General features: G+C 58.0%; 20 protein-coding genes and 1 pseudogene. 15 read left to right on the forward strand and 6 right to left on the reverse strand.

Translation table 11 applies throughout. The features are described 5' to 3' along the window. Positions 1-150 precede the first annotated feature (150 nt). Positions 151-390, forward strand: a pseudogene (locus ACI2I1_RS10115) (YqiA/YcfP family alpha/beta fold hydrolase); the annotation flags it as partial. 27 nt (positions 391-417) lie between these two features. Here ACI2I1_RS10115 and ACI2I1_RS10120 read toward each other — a convergent pair. After that, on the reverse strand, positions 418-720 hold the full coding sequence (locus ACI2I1_RS10120) for a hypothetical protein (protein WP_404679178.1): 303 nt from the start codon (positions 718-720) through the stop codon (positions 418-420). A gap of 85 nt (positions 721-805) precedes the next feature. Between ACI2I1_RS10120 and ACI2I1_RS10125 the strand changes: the two genes are divergently transcribed. After that, on the forward strand, positions 806-1855 hold the full coding sequence (locus ACI2I1_RS10125; RefSeq protein WP_404678991.1) for a methyl-accepting chemotaxis protein: 1050 nt from the start codon (positions 806-808) through the stop codon (positions 1853-1855). On the opposite strand, the gene ACI2I1_RS10130 is transcribed toward ACI2I1_RS10125, so the two are convergent. Next, on the reverse strand, positions 1852-2280 hold the full coding sequence (locus ACI2I1_RS10130) for a nuclear transport factor 2 family protein (RefSeq protein WP_404678992.1): 429 nt from the start codon (positions 2278-2280) through the stop codon (positions 1852-1854). The two genes, ACI2I1_RS10125 and ACI2I1_RS10130, sit on opposite strands and share 4 nt — an antisense overlap. Before the next feature lie 41 nt (positions 2281-2321). Further along, on the reverse strand, positions 2322-3347 hold the full coding sequence (locus tag ACI2I1_RS10135) for a 2-hydroxyacid dehydrogenase (protein WP_404678993.1): 1026 nt from the start codon (positions 3345-3347) through the stop codon (positions 2322-2324). Positions 3348-3432: 85 nt separating this feature from the next. Here ACI2I1_RS10135 and ACI2I1_RS10140 point away from each other — a divergent pair, with 85 nt between their 5' ends. Beyond that, positions 3433-3900: an SH3 domain-containing protein gene (locus ACI2I1_RS10140; protein ID WP_224811510.1), complete on the forward strand. Its 468-nt coding sequence runs from the start codon at positions 3433-3435 to the stop codon at positions 3898-3900. 69 nt (positions 3901-3969) lie between these two features. On the opposite strand, the gene ACI2I1_RS10145 is transcribed toward ACI2I1_RS10140, so the two are convergent. Together ACI2I1_RS10145 and ACI2I1_RS10150 are read right to left on the reverse strand one after the other, a co-directional pair. Continuing rightward, positions 3970-4401 (reverse strand): hypothetical protein, encoded by a 432-nt coding sequence (locus ACI2I1_RS10145; protein WP_404678994.1) that lies wholly within the window; start codon positions 4399-4401, stop codon positions 3970-3972. 57 nt (positions 4402-4458) lie between these two features. Next, positions 4459-5655, reverse strand: a complete 1197-nt coding sequence (locus ACI2I1_RS10150) for a thiolase family protein (protein ID WP_404678995.1) — start codon at positions 5653-5655, stop codon at positions 4459-4461. Positions 5656-5744: 89 nt separating this feature from the next. Here ACI2I1_RS10150 and ACI2I1_RS10155 point away from each other — a divergent pair, with 89 nt between their 5' ends. Continuing rightward, the gene (locus ACI2I1_RS10155) at positions 5745-7151 is read left to right on the forward strand and encodes a coniferyl aldehyde dehydrogenase (RefSeq protein WP_404678996.1); all 1407 of its coding nucleotides are present in this window, start codon (positions 5745-5747) and stop codon (positions 7149-7151) included. A 74-nt stretch (positions 7152-7225) separates the two neighbouring features. Here ACI2I1_RS10155 and ACI2I1_RS10160 read toward each other — a convergent pair whose 3' ends face one another. Next, the gene (locus tag ACI2I1_RS10160) at positions 7226-7708 is read right to left on the reverse strand and encodes a YbjN domain-containing protein (RefSeq protein WP_404678997.1); all 483 of its coding nucleotides are present in this window, start codon (positions 7706-7708) and stop codon (positions 7226-7228) included. Between the two features lie 169 nt (positions 7709-7877). Here ACI2I1_RS10160 and ndhC point away from each other — a divergent pair, with 169 nt between their 5' ends. Genes ndhC through nuoI form a run of 11 tightly spaced genes read left to right on the forward strand, consistent with a single transcriptional unit; the run spans position 7878 to position 17133 of the window. Further along, positions 7878-8252: an NADH-quinone oxidoreductase subunit A gene (ndhC, locus tag ACI2I1_RS10165; protein ID WP_221541653.1), complete on the forward strand. Its 375-nt coding sequence runs from the start codon at positions 7878-7880 to the stop codon at positions 8250-8252. A gap of 16 nt (positions 8253-8268) precedes the next feature. Then, complete coding sequence (locus ACI2I1_RS10170) at positions 8269-8835, forward strand: NuoB/complex I 20 kDa subunit family protein (RefSeq protein ID WP_404679166.1); 567 nt, start codon at positions 8269-8271, stop codon at positions 8833-8835. An 11-nt stretch (positions 8836-8846) separates the two neighbouring features. Beyond that, positions 8847-9752 carry an NADH-quinone oxidoreductase subunit C gene (locus ACI2I1_RS10175; protein ID WP_404678998.1) on the forward strand — a complete coding sequence of 302 codons (906 nt, stop codon included), beginning with the start codon at positions 8847-8849 and terminating at the stop codon, positions 9750-9752. Beyond that, positions 9749-10294 carry a hypothetical protein gene (locus ACI2I1_RS10180; protein WP_404678999.1) on the forward strand — a complete coding sequence of 182 codons (546 nt, stop codon included), beginning with the start codon at positions 9749-9751 and terminating at the stop codon, positions 10292-10294. The genes ACI2I1_RS10175 and ACI2I1_RS10180 overlap by 4 nt, the downstream gene beginning before the upstream one ends. Then, a complete protein-coding gene (locus ACI2I1_RS10185; protein WP_221541650.1) occupies positions 10291-11508 on the forward strand; it encodes an NADH-quinone oxidoreductase subunit D in 1218 nt (405 codons plus the stop codon). The genes ACI2I1_RS10180 and ACI2I1_RS10185 overlap by 4 nt, the downstream gene beginning before the upstream one ends. Next, positions 11508-12179, forward strand: coding sequence for an NADH-quinone oxidoreductase subunit NuoE (gene nuoE, locus ACI2I1_RS10190; RefSeq protein WP_404679000.1), 672 nt, complete (start codon positions 11508-11510; stop codon positions 12177-12179). The genes ACI2I1_RS10185 and nuoE overlap by 1 nt, the downstream gene beginning before the upstream one ends. Further along, positions 12176-12319: a hypothetical protein gene (locus ACI2I1_RS10195; RefSeq protein ID WP_221541648.1), complete on the forward strand. Its 144-nt coding sequence runs from the start codon at positions 12176-12178 to the stop codon at positions 12317-12319. Before nuoE ends, ACI2I1_RS10195 begins: the two co-directional genes overlap by 4 nt. Then, positions 12319-13611: an NADH-quinone oxidoreductase subunit NuoF gene (gene nuoF, locus ACI2I1_RS10200; RefSeq protein ID WP_404679001.1), complete on the forward strand. Its 1293-nt coding sequence runs from the start codon at positions 12319-12321 to the stop codon at positions 13609-13611. Before ACI2I1_RS10195 ends, nuoF begins: the two co-directional genes overlap by 1 nt. Next, positions 13611-15599 (forward strand): NADH-quinone oxidoreductase subunit NuoG, encoded by a 1989-nt coding sequence (gene nuoG / locus ACI2I1_RS10205; RefSeq protein WP_404679002.1) that lies wholly within the window; start codon positions 13611-13613, stop codon positions 15597-15599. Before nuoF ends, nuoG begins: the two co-directional genes overlap by 1 nt. Then, complete coding sequence (gene nuoH / locus ACI2I1_RS10210) at positions 15596-16651, forward strand: NADH-quinone oxidoreductase subunit NuoH (RefSeq protein WP_224811520.1); 1056 nt, start codon at positions 15596-15598, stop codon at positions 16649-16651. Before nuoG ends, nuoH begins: the two co-directional genes overlap by 4 nt. Then, positions 16648-17133 carry an NADH-quinone oxidoreductase subunit NuoI gene (nuoI, locus tag ACI2I1_RS10215; protein WP_221541644.1) on the forward strand — a complete coding sequence of 162 codons (486 nt, stop codon included), beginning with the start codon at positions 16648-16650 and terminating at the stop codon, positions 17131-17133. The genes nuoH and nuoI overlap by 4 nt, the downstream gene beginning before the upstream one ends. Positions 17134-17147: the final 14 nt, after the last annotated feature.

The raw sequence follows: 17147 nt of genomic DNA on the forward strand, positions 1-17147 counted from the left end.
AAGGGCGCCAGGAATGACATTCGGGCGCCCTCTCTTTCGGACTGGCTGGCCGAGCCGCTGGCAATTCCGAAAATGGTGTTGGCACCTTATCGACGGCCGGTTTTGACAAGTAGAAAAGGGGCCGGCCGCGCTGTGCTCGTTCTGCCTGGAATGGCGTCTGGGGACCGCTCGGCGGGGCTTCTCAGGCATTCTCTCGCTGAAGCAGATTACTGTCCTGTCACTGGTAATCTCGGTCGCAATCTTACTGTTTCTCCTGAAAAATTCGCAGCACTCGAAAGCCGTCTTTGCGACATAGCCACGGGTTCGGACCGCAAGCCAGTCCTCATAGGCTGGAGTCTCGGCGGTTTCTACGCCCGCGTTCTTGCTCAGCGTCATCCTGACAAGGTGGCTATGGTGGCCACCATGGGAACTCCATTCTCAGGAAGCCGCAGGGCTAACAACGCGTGGCGATTGTACGAATTTCTGGCCGACCACTCCGTAGATGATCCGCCATTGCCCGATGATCCAGCCCGCAAGCCTCCCGTTTACACAATCGCGTTTTGGTCGGCGATTGATGGGATTGTCGCTCCCGCCAGTGCGCGGGGCAGAGAGACTGAATGTGACGAGGCGATCGAGCTTTCGGTCCGTCACTTCGAGATGGGCTGTTCCCGCTCCGCCGTCCGGACAGTCATCGAAACCGTCAGTTCCCGGCTCGAAAGACTGGAACAGTGAGCGGGGCATTTACATATATTACGAGTTCCTAATCACTTATTTACCATTGTTCGCTTAGAAGCTCCGGTGACTGAAGTTCAGCGGAGCCGATCAAGTGAATGAAACTCTGAAATTTCGATCCGCATGGGACGCGGTCTGCCGCTCGCAAGCGGTCGCCGAGTTTACGCCTGGCGGCCATGTGCTGTGGGCGAACGATCTATTCTGTTACGCGATGGACTATGATCTCGACGACATTGTCGACCGGCACCATTCAATGTTTTGCGAAACTGCCCTACGCAACTCGGAAGACTATAGGCTGTTCTGGGAGAAACTTGGCAAGGGCAATTACGACGAAGGTACCTATAGGAGAGTTCGGCGGGATGGATCTGCGATCTATCTCCGCGCCACGTACAATCCGGTGTTCGACGAGAATGGGCAGTGTGATCGCATCCTGAAGATCGCAGCGGATGTGACCAGCGAATTCGAGGAAGCCGCCGATACCGCTGGAAAAACCCAGGCTTTTGATCGATCCTATGCAGTCATCGAATTCGGGCTCGACGGCACCATCCTGTCCGCAAATACGAATTTTCTCGACCTGATGGGCTATCGCCTGGAGGATGTTGTGGGCAAGCACCATCGGATTTTCTGTGAACACAGTCATGCTGCGAGTGCAGAATATGCTCGGTTCTGGGAGCAATTAGGTCAAGGTCGCTTCGATGCCGGTCTTTACTGCCGTAAACGCCGTGATGGCAGCAATGTCTGGCTGCAAGCGACCTATAATCCGGTGATGAACGCGGACGGCAAGCCCGTCAAAGTCGTTAAGCTGGCAACGGATGTAACTTATCAGATCGGCCTGGAGCGTGAAGCCAAGGATGCGCTGGAAGACAGCCGAACACTGGAAGCCCGCATCGGTCAGCAGAATCAGCGCCTTGAGGAGACGATGAGAGAGGTCGCAAATATCGTGTCGACAATTGACGCGATCGCGAACCAAACGACTATGTTGGCCTTGAATGCGACCATCGAGGCTGCGCATGCGGGTGAAAATGGACGCGGTTTCGCGGTGGTTGCAAGCGAAGTGAAGAAGCTTGCGCAGGACACCCGGGACGCGACAACGCAAGCCGCGCGCATGATCAAGGGAAGTGGGCGGAAGGAATTGGCGGCCTAGCGCCAGAGCTGCATCGACCGGATCGCATCGGGCATTTTAATGTCCGTGTCGGGGCGTGATATTGTTCGTTCGACAATCCGCCATTTGTGCCGGACTTTGCTCTTCTGCCAAAGATCCATCAGCCAGGTTTCACCGGACCACTCGTCGGAACCCATGGTGGCATCCAGTGTCATCCGGGTGGCAAAAACCGCAATCGATCCGTGGCGTCGTACGTAGACTTCATCGAATCGATACCCATTGCAGCGGAAGCGTGTTGTCGCGGCTTCGAGCCAACTCGCACGGTCAAGTATCGCTGGACTTTTGGAACCCAGGAGAAAGATGAAATCGCGCGCGGCGAGCGATTTCATCTGGTTGCGGTCACGCTGCACCCAGCTGCGCATCCATTGATGTTCGAGAGCTTCGATGCGGGTTGCGAATTCATCCATGAGGCCAGCCGCTTACAGTATAGCTCGAGATCGGCAAGGCTTCAGGCGAGGCCGCTAAGCACCTGATCCGATGGCCGGTGACCGTCGGCCCACATGCGGATGTTGGCGATGACTTTCATTCCCGAATCCTCACGCCCTTCGCGTGTGGCACTGCCAATGTGGGGAAGCGTCATGACATTGGGATGCCGAATCAAGCGCTCGTCTACATGCGGTTCATCGGGATAAACGTCGAGCCCCGCACCTGCCAGTTTCCCGCTTTCAAGGGCGGCGATCAGTGCTTCCTGATCGACCAGATCTCCACGAGCCGTATTGATGAGGCTGGCCTCCTCTTTCATCAATCCGATACGCCGGGCATCGATCATATGGTGATTGTCCGGCCCCGCAGGACAATGAAGGGTGAGGATATCTGCCAGGGCAACAAGTTCGTCCAGATTGCCAATGTATGTCGCGCCAAACATGCGTTCCACAGCTTCCGGCAATCGCTTCCGATTGTGGTAAACGATCTGGAGTCCGAACGCGCGGGCACGATGCGCGACAGCTTGGCCAATCCGGCCCATACCGACAATGCCGAGAGTTTTGCCACCAAGCTTGCGTCCCAGCAGGGCGGTGGGGGCCCACCCGCTCCATTCTCCGCTGCGGATCAGTTCGACGCCTTCGCGAACGCGGCGGGGGACCCCGATGATCCCTGCCATCGTAAGATCGGCGGTATCGTCGGTGAAAACACCAGGCGTGTTGGTCACCATGATTTTCTGTGCGGCCGCGGCCTTGAGGTCGATATGTTCAGTCCCGGCCCCGAAATTCGCAATAAGGCCAAGATCTTCTCCGGCCTCGGCCAACATGTCTCCGTCGATCCGATCGGTAACCGTTGGGACGAGGACATCGCACTGCTGCATTGCCTCGACCAATTGTTCGCGGGTCAAAGGCATGTCGCTCGCATTGGTTCGTGCGTCGAATAGCGCGCTCATGCGATCTTCCACGGCAGGGCCAAGCCGCCTCGTCACGATAACGCGGGGTTTGCGAGCAAGACGCTTTTCGGGGGCGGAGCCGGGCAAATCTGACGTGTTCATACCAATGCCACCGCTACGCTCTTGGCGGCGGACGGGTCAAGCAGCGCTTGTGGCCAAAGATGTCCGAGGGTAAGGCAAGCTTATCATGATCAGCAAATTAACCTTTGTTTTGGCAGCTTTTGTGTTGGTAGTTACGCCGGCCCAGGCGCAGGATCGTGAGGTTCCTTACTGGGCCACGCTGCGAGCTAGCGAAATCAATTTACGGGTTGGGCCGAGTGCCGATTATCGGATCGAGTGGGTCTACCGCAGACCCGGTCTGCCCGTTAAAGTCATTCGCGTCATGGATGGTTGGCGCCTGATCGAAGATCCCGATGGGACGAGAGGCTGGGTCGCTTCACGGCTGCTGAGCCCTGATCTCGGCGTGATCGTAGTCGGTAAGGGTAACGCGACCATTCACGAGGACGCCGACGCTTCATCCAAGATCAAGTGGCGTCTGGAGCCGGGAGTGGTTGGCGCTCTGAAGGACTGCGCAAGCGGTTGGTGCGAAATAACGATTGGCAACCGAAGGGGATGGGTACGGGCAAACCGTCTTTGGGGTGATGGCAAGCCATAGGGGCACCGACAATAACGGAAAGGGCGGTTATCAAACCGCCCCTTCTTTTGCACATAACAGGCGTGAAATTTAGTTGAGCGGGGCCATGTTTCCGGTGCCGGAATTTTCGATCCGGCGGATTGTCGCGGTTTCCGCGCCGTCGCCACTTGTCGCCTCGAAGGTTCCGTCTGCTCCCGGGGTACCACCGGTCCAGCATTCCTCCGGCTCTGCGCCCTGCGGATCATAACAAAGCTGGCTTCCCTCTTGACGCCAGGTCCCGCGCTCGAGCTCTGTGCCCTGGAGATCGGTATCGACATAGGTGCCATCGGCATTGACCTGTTGGCGAACAACTGTGCCATCCTCCATCGTCATTTCATATGTCCCAGCCATCTGGCTGGCTGACGCTGTGTCGGTTGTCCCTACCTCGGTTGCATTCGTCGGTGCCTCGACAGTTTGCTCGGCCTCGTTCGATCCGCACGCGGCCAGGAACCCGCAAGCAGCGACTACAAGAAATCTCTTCATGATATCTTCCCTTCTGCCCGCACCAACGCTGTCGGTGCGGGGAGGGTCCCGACTACGTCAGAAGAGTTCCACGGCTACTGCCGTCGCTTCACCACCGCCGATACAAAGGCTTGCCACGCCGCGCTTTTTGCCCTGCCGCTTCAGAGCGTTCAGGAGGGTGACGATAATCCGCGTACCGCTTGCTCCGATCGGATGACCCAAAGCCGTGCCGCCGCCATTGACGTTGATCTTGTCGTGAGAGATACCAATGTCGCGCATGGCGAACATGGCGACGCAGGCGAAAGCTTCGTTGACTTCCCACAGATCCACCTCGTCGGCCGACCATCCTGCTTCGGCAAGTACCTTCTCGATAGCGCCGATCGGAGCTACGGTGAACTCTGACGGTTCCTGGGCGTGTGCAGCCATGGCAATGATCTTAGCTACAGGCTCCTGCCCGTTTTCTTTGGCCACGCTTTCACGGCTCAGGACCACGGCAGCAGCACCGTCCGAGATCGATGAGGATGTGGCTGCCGTTATCGTTCCGTCTTTCGCAAAGGCGGGGCGAAGCTGGGGGATCTTGTCGGGATTGCCGCGGCCTGGCGCTTCGTCCGTATCGACCGTCGTTTCGCCTTTGCGAGATGTGTAAGTTACCGCAGCTATCTCATCGGTAAATGCACCGCTCTCGATTGCTGCATTGGCCCGGCGCAGAGATTCGATGGAATAATCGTCCATCTGCTCCCGCGTGAGTTGATACTCGTCCGCGGTATCCTGTGCGAATGTCCCCATCGCACGGCCTTCTTCGTAGGCATCTTCCAAGCCATCGAGGAACATGTGATCATAGGCAGTGTCATGCCCGATCCGCGCGCCGCTGCGATGTTTCTTCAAGAGGTATGGCGCATTTGTCATGCTTTCCATTCCCCCTGCGACCACGTAATCGATCGCCCCGCTGGCCAACGCTTCAGCTCCCATGATGACGGTTTGCATACCGCTACCGCACACCTTGTTTACAGTCGTAGCCTGAACCGATTTCGGCAATCCTGCCTTGATCGAAGCCTGGCGCGCCGGTGCCTGGCCCAGGCCGGCGGGGAGCACGCATCCCATATAGGTGCGATCGAATTGATCGACAGGAACGCCAGAGCGTTCGACCGCAGCCTTGACCGCCGTTGCGCCAAGATCGGTGGCGGATACCGCGGCAAGGGCGCCCTGCATGCTCCCCATCGGGGTCCGAGCGTAAGAGAGGATGACGACTGGGTCGGATGCGCTGAACTGGGGCATGCTTGTGCTGGTCCTTTTAGTCTGGAATATCTCTCAGGGCAGATAGGATGTGCGTCGCTAGGGCGCAACACGAAGCGGGAGTGATCTATATGGCTGGTGACCAACGAACTGCGATGGAAGATATGCTGCGCAAGCAGCGCGCGGTGGCGACGCGGTCTCGTCCGGAGGATCTGTCAGCCCGCAAGGACCGGCTTGGCCGGGCAATCAAAATGCTGAAAGATCACGCCAACGACTTTGGCAAGGTGATGAGCGCGGACTTCGGAAATCGATCGCCGAAGCAATCGATGATCACAGACATTACCAGCACTGTGAATTTCGGAAAATATTGCCGCAAGCATATCGATAAATGGACGAGACCGGAAAAGCGCAGCGTTCAATTTCCTCTCGGTTTGCTGGGCGCAAAAGCGGAGGTGCGGTACGAGCCCAAGGGGGTGGTCGGAATTCTCAGCCCGTGGAATTTTCCCGTCAATCTGACCTTCGGACCATTGATGCAGGTTTTCGCAGCCGGCAATCGGGCGATGATCAAGCCGAGCGAGTTTACACCCAAGACCAGTTTGATGATGAAAGAGTTGGTGGAGGAATATTTCTCCCTTGACGAATGCGCTGTCTTCACCGGCGGCGCCGACGTGGCGGCCGCTTTCTCCGAACTGCCGTTCGATCACCTGGTCTTTACCGGATCGACTGCAACCGGGCGCAAAGTGATGGAATCGGCGGCGAAGAACCTCGTGCCGCTAACGCTGGAACTTGGTGGCAAGAGCCCGGTACTGCTCGGCGAAAGTGCCGATTTCTCCACTGCAGGAGAGCGCATCGCGCTTGGGAAAATGATGAACGCGGGACAGATATGTCTGGCCCCGGACTATCTGTACGTTCCGGAAAGCCGCCAGGACGAGGCTATTCACGGTGTCTGGCAGGCGACCGCCACTATGTATCCCAGCCTTCTCGAAAACGAAGATTATGCCAGCCTTGTCTCCGATCGGCATTTCGATCGCTTGCAGGAAATGGTTGCGGATGCGCGCGACAAGGGCGCCGAGATTATCGAGGTAAACCCTGCCAACGAGGATTTTTCCTCAAGCAATGCGCGCAAGATGCCGCTCACGATCCTGAAAGGCGTGACCGAAGACATGAAGGCCATGAACGAGGAAATTTTCGGGCCAGTGCTTCCAGTGAAGACATATGCCCACATCGACGAGGCGATAGATTATGTGAATGAGCACGACCGTCCGCTCGGGCTCTATTATTTCGGCAAAGACAGCACAGAGCGGGAGCAGGTGCTCACCCGAACGATCAGCGGGGGCGTGACTGTAAACGATGTCGTTTTCCACGTCTCAATGGATGATTTGCCATTCGGCGGCATCGGCCCGAGCGGTATGGGGAGCTATCACGGCGTGGAGGGCTTCCGCGAATTCAGTCACGCCCGCAGCATCTACACTCAGCCAAAGATCGATGTGGCAAAATTGGGCGGATTGAAGCCGCCCTACGGTTCCGCCACCGATTAGAGGCTAATTAAAGCGTAAAGTAAGGCAGTTTCTGCGCGGCGCGGGAAAGCGCGCCGCGCGTTTGTCTTCGGCTCTCATTCATCGCGGTCTGCAAGAGCAAATTCCGCGAAGCTGACCGTGATCGCTTCCCAGTAGGCCAGATTATCCATGAACAGCGCTTCGGACATTCCGCCTGCTTCTAGGTCGATGTCCATCTCGATCGCAGGGTCGCCTTCATGGTCGAGGTATATTCTTCCGAAACGGTTCGCGGCGGCATAGCTATTCATCTCTTCCAATGTCGGGCTCTTTTCCGGGTCGAATGCCGTGTAGAACTGTACCGACTTGCAATCTGTGCCGTCATCTTCGCAGCTGAAAGGCAGTATAACGAATGTGTAGCCTGCCATGCCCGTCTTGATGGAGCGGTCGTTGCCTTCACCCTCTAGCTTCGCCTGATACCCGTGATCGTGAAGGACTTCGGCAATCTGATCGAGGTCGGCCGTAACGTTCTTCGCCAAGGTTGGGGTGGCGATAAACAGCGATGCGGCAACCACGGAGAAGGATAGGCATTGTTTCAACATTCATTCATGTCCTCTAGCTTCGGATTTCGCGCCTCATCGTGCTGAGGTATTAACACCGGTTCAACATCGCTTGTGAAAATCGCAGGAAACACATCGGGGCAAGCCCTTGCGCCATCGGGGCGAGGGGCCTAGAGGCTGGCCCGAAACCTATTCCCAGACGGAATCATACGTGGTCGATCTCGAACAATATCTTCCGATCCTCATTTTCCTGTTCATCGCAGCAGGGCTTTCTGCCCTGTTCGTGTTCCTGCCCATGGGTGTGTCGCGCCTTACAGGCGCGCATCAGCCGAATGCAGAAAAATACAGCGAGTACGAATGCGGCTTTCCTGCATTCGAAGATCCGCGCAGCCAGTTCGACGTTCGCTTCTATCTGGTGGCGATCCTGTTTATCATCTTCGATCTCGAAGCGGCGTTTCTGTTCCCTTGGGCTGTTAGCCTGGACCTGACCGGATGGCCGGGCTGGATCACCATGATGGTGTTCCTCGGCGAATTGATCGTCGGCTTCGCTTATGCCTGGAAAGTCGGCGCGCTGGAGTGGGAGTAACCGCATGAGCCAGCAAATGACATCTTCACCTCATGGCCGTGACCCACTGGTCCAGCCAACTGCTCAGGCAGGCGAAGTCCGCCAGCCTGATGCGGATTATTTCAACGCCATGCAGACAGAGGTCAATGATAAGGGATTCCTTGTCACTTCGACCGAGGACTTGTTTCAATGGGCGCGAACCGGTTCCCTCTGGTGGATGACGTTTGGCCTCGCTTGCTGTGCGGTCGAGATGATCCACGTTAACATGCCGCGTTACGATATGGAGCGCTTCGGCGTCGCTCCGCGCGCCTCTCCGCGCCAGAGCGACGTGATGATTGTTGCTGGCACGCTTTGTAACAAAATGGCCCCTGCGCTCCGTAAGGTTTATGACCAGATGTCGGAGCCCAAATACGTGATTTCGATGGGCAGCTGCGCCAATGGCGGTGGCTATTACCACTACAGCTATTCGGTGGTGCGTGGATGTGATCGCATCGTACCGGTTGATATCTATGTTCCCGGCTGTCCGCCGACGGCCGAGGCTCTGCTTTATGGTGTCATGCAGCTGCAGCGGAAGATCCGCCGCATCGGCACGATCGAGCGTTGAGGGTTAGAGTTATGGCAACACTCCACTCTGCACCGCGCTTCACCCTTATCGAAGGGCTGAAGGCGACACTGTCCCAAGCGCTTGGCGAGCACCTCATCGAGGCGCATGAAGAGCACGGCGAATTGCTTCTGCGTGTGAAGCGGGAAAGCATTGCTGACGCGCTCAAATTGCTGCGTGACGATCATGGCTATCAGCAGATGATGGAGATCGCCGGGGCTGACTATCCGTCGCGGTCCGAGCGTTTCGAAGTCGTCTATATGCTTTTGAGCCTGACGAAGAACAATCGCATTATGGTGAAGTGCACCGCCAGCGAAGATACGCCGGTGCCGACTGTCACGGGTCTCTGGCCGAATGCTGGCTGGCTCGAGCGCGAAGTGTTCGACATGTATGGCGTGCTGTTCGATGGAAACACCGATCTGCGCCGTATCCTCACCGACTACGGCTTTGAGGGGCATCCCTTCCGCAAGGACTTCCCGCTTACTGGTTATGTCGAGTTGCGGTATTCGGAAGATGAAAAGCGGGTTGTCTACGAACCGGTGGAGCTTGCCCAGGATCTTCGTCAATTCGATTTCATGAGCCCGTGGGAGGGTGCGGATTACGTGCTTCCCGGTGACGAAAAAGCAGATAAGCCCCCGGTCGATGAGCCGAAGACTACTGAGAAGCCTTCGGAGACCGGTGCGGGGAAAAAAGCCGACGACAAAGCTGCCGACAAGGTGAGTGCCGGGGCTCCGGCTGAAGAGGATGGCGGCACCGACGCTCCGCCACCCGAGCCAACTGAAGATCAGCCGGACCGTAAAGCCCGCAAGGGGAAGGCTACGGACACGGCAAAGGCCACGCAGCCTAAAAAGGCTCCTGCAGCTAAAAAGAAGGCGGCGCCTGCAAAGCGTTCCACTGCGAAGAAAAAGAAGGGCGAATGATGCGTTTTTTCCTTCTTCCTTTGACGGCGCTTGCGCTCTCGGCATGTTCGTCGGAACCTACCGGGCAGCAGGAAAGCGCGGATGATTTTGCAGGTCGTATAGGCCAGCAGGATGGCGGTTCGGCTGCCGTGGATCCTGCTGTACGGGCTGAGCAGCCGAATACCGTAGAGGCCTCTGTTCCTCAGGGCACTGACGTCACCCAGCTTGAACAGCTCGCCGATATCGGCGGGGTCGATTTTGGTCCCCGCGATGGAGGTTGCACCTTCATGGACGGAAATCGCGAAATCCTCATCGCATCGGGTCTCAACGAGCCGACATTGTCGGGTAAAGCGGTGGTCCGCGTTGGCGGTCGCCTTGTTATGCTGGACGGACAGCCAGGTGGATTGGCTGCCATCAGAAACGGCACGAGCTTCTCGGGTGAGGGTGTAGCCGTTCAGGTGGCTCCGGCAGAAGGTAGCGCACAGGCACGCCCGGCAAACCTTTCGGTCGCGTCGACCGATGGCAAGACTGCAACATATTCCGGCAATTGGATCTGCGCATGAGTAGTGCAATGCACATCGAGGAATCGCCGACCACTGGCGACGAAACGATCACCAATTACACGATCAACTTCGGTCCCCAGCATCCCGCGGCGCACGGCGTGCTGCGTATGGTTATGGAGCTCGATGGTGAAATCATCGAACGCATCGATCCGCATGTCGGCCTGCTGCACCGCGGCACAGAGAAGCTGATCGAACACAAGACCTACCTGCAGGCGCTGCCCTATTTCGACCGGCTCGATTACTGCAGCCCCTTGGCTCAGGAATACAGCTACATTCTCGCGATCGAGAAGCTGCTCAACGTCGAGGTGCCAGAGCGCGCGCAGTATATCCGCGTACTGTTCGCTGAGCTCACCCGCATCTGCAACCACATGCTCAACATCGGTGCGCACGTCATGGACGTGGGCGCGATGACGCCGAACCTTTGGGTGTTCGAACTGCGCGAAGACTGCATGAATTTCTTCGAGCGAATGAGCGGTGCGCGCATGCACCACGCCTACCTGCGCCCGGGCGGTGTCCACCAGGATGTGCCAGAGAAGCTGCTGGTCGATATCGGCGAATGGATCGACACGCGCCTGCCGGAACTGTTCGGGGATGCGATGAGCCTCGTGCTCGACAATCGTATCTTCAAGCAGCGCAATGTTGATATTGCCGTCGTCAGCAAGGACGATGCCGTGGCTTGGGGCTTCTCCGGCCCGATGATCCGTGCGGCCGGTATCCCGTGGGACCTGCGCAAATCGCAGCCTTATGACGTTTACGACCGGATGGAGTTCGACATTCCCGTCGGCACCAATTCGGACTGCTACGACCGTTTCGTGGTGCGTGTGAAGGAAGTTTACGAAAGCGCTAAGATCATCAAGCAGTGCCTGGCGCAAATGCCGACCGGGCCCATCGCAAGCACCGACCGGAAAGTAAGCCCTCCCAAGCGTGCCGAGATGAAGCAGTCGATGGAAGCGCTGATCCACCACTTCAAGCTCTACACCGAAGGCTTCCACGTGCCCGCCGGCGAAGTGTATGTCGCCACGGAAAGCCCCAAGGGCGAATTCGGGGTGTATCTCGTCAGCGACGGTTCGAACAAACCCTATCGCTGCAAGATCCGCCCGACGGCCTTCAGCCACCTGCAAGCAATGGATTTCATGTCGAGAGGCCACATGCTGCCTGATGCCACCGCCATCCTCGGCGCGATCGACGTCGTGTTCGGGGAGTGTGATCGCTAATGGCTGACCGTTCACCCGCACCCGATACCCCCGAACTGCGCGAGCGTTGGGGCGCTTTCGAGTTTACCGAGAGCTACCGCGCCAAAGCGGACAGGGCGATTGCGCGCTATCCGGAGGGGCGTCAGCGCTCTGCCGTGATGCCGCTGCTCGATCTTGCCCAGCGGCAGGTCGGCGAGGAAACCGATACGCAAGGTTGGTTGCCGCTGCCTGTGATCGAATACGTCGCCCACTATCTCGACATGCCGGTCATCCGCGTGCTCGAAGTTGCAAGCTTCTATTTCATGTATAACATGAAACCGGTGGGTAAGTATCATGTGCAGGTTTGCGGCACGACTCCCTGCATGCTTCGGGGATCGGACGTGCTCATCGAAACCTGCAAGAAGCGCGGCATGAGCAAGGGCCATGTCTCGGAAGACGGCCTCTGGACCCTCACCGAAGTAGAATGCATGGGCAATTGCGCCACCGCGCCGATGGTCCAGATCAACGACGACAATTACGAAGATCTGACGCCCGAGCGCCTCGACGAGATCTTGGACGAACTGGCCGCGGGCAAGCAGCCCAAAACCGGTACTCAGATTGAAGGCAAGCACACGAGCGAGCCGGAAGGCGGCCCGACCACGCTGAGGGAAATGGTCGACGCGAACTACGATTACCGGGGAGAATGGAAATGAGCGCTGACTGGCTCACCATCATACTCGCCATCGTGGGCGTGGTCATCGCGTGGAAAGTGCTCAAGGGCGTCGTCAAGACCGTAGCACTCGTGGCAATCCTGATTGTCGCAGCTATCGTAGTGTTCGGGGGAGGCTTCTGATGCTTGCCGATAAGGATCGCATCTTCACCAACCTGTACGGCTTCCAGGATTGGGGGCTTAAAGCGGCGCAGCACCGCGGCGACTGGGACGACACTAAGTCGCTCATCGCGCGCGGTCATGACAATATCATCGAGGAAATGAAGGCATCGGGCCTTCGCGGTCGCGGCGGAGCCGGCTTTCCTACTGGCCTCAAGTGGTCTTTCATGCCCAAGGAGAGCAAGGACGGACGTCCCAGCTTTCTTGTCATCAATGCCGACGAGTCCGAACCTGGTTCCTGCAAGGATCGCGAGATTATCCGCCACGATCCGCACAAGCTAATCGAAGGCGCACTGGTTGCCGGCTATGCCATGCGGGCGAGGGCGGCCTACATCTACATCCGCGGCGAATATATCCGCGAGGCCGAGACGCTTCAGGCCGCGATCGACGAAGCCTATGACGCAGGACTGATCGGCAAGAACGCGTCGAAGTCGGGCTATGATTTCGACGTCTTCCTGCACCGCGGCGCGGGCGCCTACATTTGCGGCGAAGAAACCGCGATGATCGAGAGCCTCGAAGGCAAGAAGGGCCAGCCGCGCCTCAAGCCGCCATTCCCGGCAGGTGCGGGTCTTTATGGTTGCCCGACCACGGTCAACAACGTGGAATCGATCGCTGTCGTCCCGACCATTCTTCGCCGTGGGGCGAGTTGGTTCAGCAGCTTCGGGCGCGAGAACAACAAGGGCACCAAGCTCTTCCAGATCTCGGGCCATGTCAACAAGCCCTGCGTAGTCGAAGAAGCGCTCAGCATTCCGTTCAGTGAACTGATCGAGAAGCATTGCGGCGGCATTCGCGGCGGCAAGGATAACCTACTCGCCGTGATCCCGGGCGGTTCTTCAGTCCCGCTGGTTCCGGCAGAGCAGATCTGGGATGCGCCGATGGATTTCGACGGGCTTAAGGAGCTTGGTTCGGGACTGGGAACCGCAGGCGTCATCGTAATGGACAAGTCGACAGATATCGTCCGTGCAATCAGCCGTATCAGCTATTTCTACAAGCATGAGAGCTGCGGCCAGTGCACGCCGTGCCGCGAGGGCACGGGCTGGATGTGGCGCATGATGGAGCGCCTGCGGACCGGCGATGCCGCGGTCGATGAAATCGACATGTTGCAACAGGTGACCAAGCAGGTGGAAGGCCACACCATCTGCGCGCTGGGCGATGCGGCTGCATGGCCGATCCAGGGTCTCATCCGCCACTTCCGCCCCGAGCTCGAACGCCGGATCGAAGAACATAATGCCAAGTTTGCAGAGGCAGCTGAATAATGCCTAAGGTCACCGTCGACGGAAAGGAAATCGAGGTTCCGGAGGGCGCCACCGTCCTTCAGGCTTGCGAGCTTGCGGGTAAGGAAATTCCGCGTTTCTGCTATCATGAGCGGCTCTCGATCGCTGGTAATTGCCGGATGTGCCTAGTCGAAGTGAAACCCGGACCGCCGAAGCCGCAAGCAAGTTGCGCGCTTCCTGCGACAGATGGGCAGGAAATTCGTACGGACAGCCAGATGGTCAAGACTGCGCGCGAAGGGGTGATGGAGTTCCTGCTCATCAATCACCCGCTCGATTGCCCGATCTGCGATCAGGGCGGTGAGTGCGATTTGCAGGACCAGTCGGTCGCCTATGGCCGCGGCGCAACGCGCTATGAGGAAAATAAGCGCGCCGTCACCGAGAAATACATGGGCCCGCTGATCAAGACGGTCATGACCCGCTGTATCCACTGCACCCGTTGTGTTCGCTTCAGCGAGGAGATCGCTGGGGTTGACGAAATCGGCGCAGTGGGTCGCGGCGAGGACATGCAGATCACGACCTATCTGGAGCAGGCCGCCGAACACGAGCTGTCCGCCAATGTGATCGATCTGTGCCCGGTCGGTGCGCTCACTTCGCGCCCGTACGCCTTCGAGGCAAGGCCGTGGGAACTCAAGAAGACACTCAGCATCGATGTATCCGACGCGGTCGGCGCAAATATACGCCTTGACAGCAGGGGGCGTGAAGTCATGCGAGCGCTCCCACGCGTCAATGACGCGGTCAATGAGGAATGGCTGTCGGACAAAGGGCGTTATATGGTCGACGGCCTCTCCAAGCGCCGCCTGGACAAGGTGTTCATGCGCAAGAAAGGCGGCCTGAAGCCTGTTAGCTGGGACGAGGCTCTCAAGGCGATCGCTAAGGCCAAGCCGGGCAAGGACATTGCTGCGATCGCTGGCGATATGGTCGATTGTGAGACCATGTTCGCAGCCAAATCGCTGCTCAAGGCTTGTGGTTCAAGCCTGATCGAGGGGCGGCAGACCGGCATGGATTATGATGTGTCGAACCTTGCTGCGGTAAATTTCAATTCGACCTTCGAAGGTCTGGAGCAAGCCGAGGCGATCCTCATCGTGGGCAGCCACATCCGCTGGGAAGCGCCGCTCGTGAACGTGCGTATCCGCAAGGCGGTGAAGCGTGGCTCGAAGGTGTTCGTTGTCGGCCCGCATTGGGACACGACGTATCCGGCTGAATTTCTCGGCACCGACCTTGCGGTCCTCAACGATCTTCCCGGACATATTGCCGATGCGTTCAAGGGCGCCGAGCGCAGCGCCGTTATCGTCGGCGGCGGCGCGCTGAAAGGCGCTCACGGTAAGGCTCTCGCATTGGCGAGCGAGTGGGGCGCGGATTTCAACGTGCTGCACTTTTCGGCTGCGCGCATGGGCGGGCTCATGCTCGGCTTTGCGCAGAATGGCGGGATGAACGACATTGTCGCTGCCAAGCCCAAGGTGGTAATTAGTCTCGGCGCGGACGAGATGGATTTCGAACCGTTTGCGGACGCGCTCAAGGTTTATATCGGCCACCACGGCGACAAGGGGGCGCATGCTGCCGACATCATTTTGCCGGCCGCCAGCTTCGCCGAGAAAGACGGGACCTACGTCAACACCGAAGGGCGCGTACAGTTCGCTGAGAAAGCTGTCTTCGCTCCCGGGGATGCGCGTGAAGACTGGACAATCTTGCGAGCACTCGCTGACGCACTGGGCGTTGCCGTCGGCTTCGACACCTTTGCACAACTTCAGTCGGCCATGATTGCTGAGGTGCCTGCATTGGGCGAAGAAGGCCTCGCCGATTATGGCGCGCTGCCCAAAGCCGATGCCAAGGCGAAGGCTCAAGGCACGATCGGTGCTTATCCGATCAAGGATTTCTACCTCACCAATCCGATCGCGCGCGCAAGTGCAGTAATGCAGCATTGCTCGAGTGAACTGCTCCACGGCGGCGAGCTGGCGGAGGCCGCAGAATGACCGAATTTTTTCAATCACTTGGCATGTCTTATGAATGGGCATGGGGTGTCGCGACGATCGCCGGTATCCTGCTGATTGCTTTGCCACTCATGCTGTCGGTGGCGATGATCATTTATGCGGACCGCAAAATCTGGGCGGCGATCAACCTTCGGCGCGGGCCCAATGTGGTCGGACCCTTCGGCCTTCTGCAGAGCTTTGCCGACGGCCTGAAGGTCATGCTTCAGGAAACGATCATACCGAGCGCCGCCAACAAAGGGATTTTCATCCTCGCCCCGATCGTGACGTTCACGGTGGCCCTTGCGGCGTGGGCGGTAGTTCCGTTCAGCGCCACTGCCGTGCTGGCAAATATCAATGTGGGCCTGTTGTACATTCTGGCGATCAGCTCACTGTCGGTTTACGGCATCGTAATGGCGGGCTGGGCGTCGAACTCCAAGTATCCGTTCTTTTCCGCCATGCGCGCAGCCGCACAAATGATCAGCTATGAAGTCTCGATTGGCTTCATTCTCGTTTGCGTGATCCTCTATGCTGGCACCTTCAATCTGAACGAGATCGTTCTGGCGCAAAAAGGCCACGGTTTTGGGATCGTGAACGGGTACTTCTTCAATCTGCTCCTGTTTCCGATGTGGGTGATGTTCTTCATCTCCAGCCTGGCGGAGACCCAGCGCGTTCCATTCGACCTGACGGAGGCCGAGAGCGAGCTCGTCGCGGGATACCAGACAGAATACAGTTCGATGAGCTTCGCACTATTCTGGCTTGGTGAATACGCCAACATCCTTCTTATGTGCGTGCTCAACGCTCTGCTGTTCTTTGGTGGATGGCTCCCTCCGATCGACTGGGCTCCGCTTTATTACGTGCCGGGTATCGTCTGGTTGTTGCTGAAGGCATTTTTCTTCTTCTTCATGTTCAGCTGGGTCATGGCGACCGTCCCACGCTATCGTTACGATCAGCTGATGCGACTGGGCTGGAAGGTATTCCTGCCGATCAGCCTGCTGTTCGTCGTTCTCATTTCCGGTTGGCTGATGGCAACCGGCCACTACGGAGCCGCCGCATGAGCGTCGCGCAACTCGTAAAATCTTTCACTCTCTGGGAGTTCGTGAAGGCGCATGCTCTCACCTTGAAGTATTTCTTCAAGCCCAAGGTGACGATCAACTATCCGTTCGAGAAAAATCCACTGTCCCCGCGCTTCCGCGGCGAGCACGCGCTGCGCCGTTATCCCAACGGGGAGGAACGGTGCATCGCTTGCAAGCTATGTGAAGCTGTGTGCCCGGCTCAGGCAATTACGATCGAGAGCGAACCACGCGAAGATGGCAGCCGCCGGACCACCCGTTACGACATCGACATGACCAAATGCATCTACTGCGGCTTCTGTCAGGAAGCCTGCCCAGTCGATGCTATCGTCGAGGGACCGAATTTCGAATATGCTACCGAAACCCGTGAGGAATTGCTTTACGACAAGGCAAAGCTCCTCGCAAATGGTGACAAGTGGGAGCGTGCCATAGCCGCGAACCTTGAAGCCGACGCACCCTACCGCTAACCGCGCCGCAAACG

The organism is Qipengyuania sp. NPDC077563, assembly GCF_044901345.1.
Taxonomy (GTDB): Bacteria; Pseudomonadota; Alphaproteobacteria; order Sphingomonadales; family Sphingomonadaceae; genus Qipengyuania; species Qipengyuania aestuarii.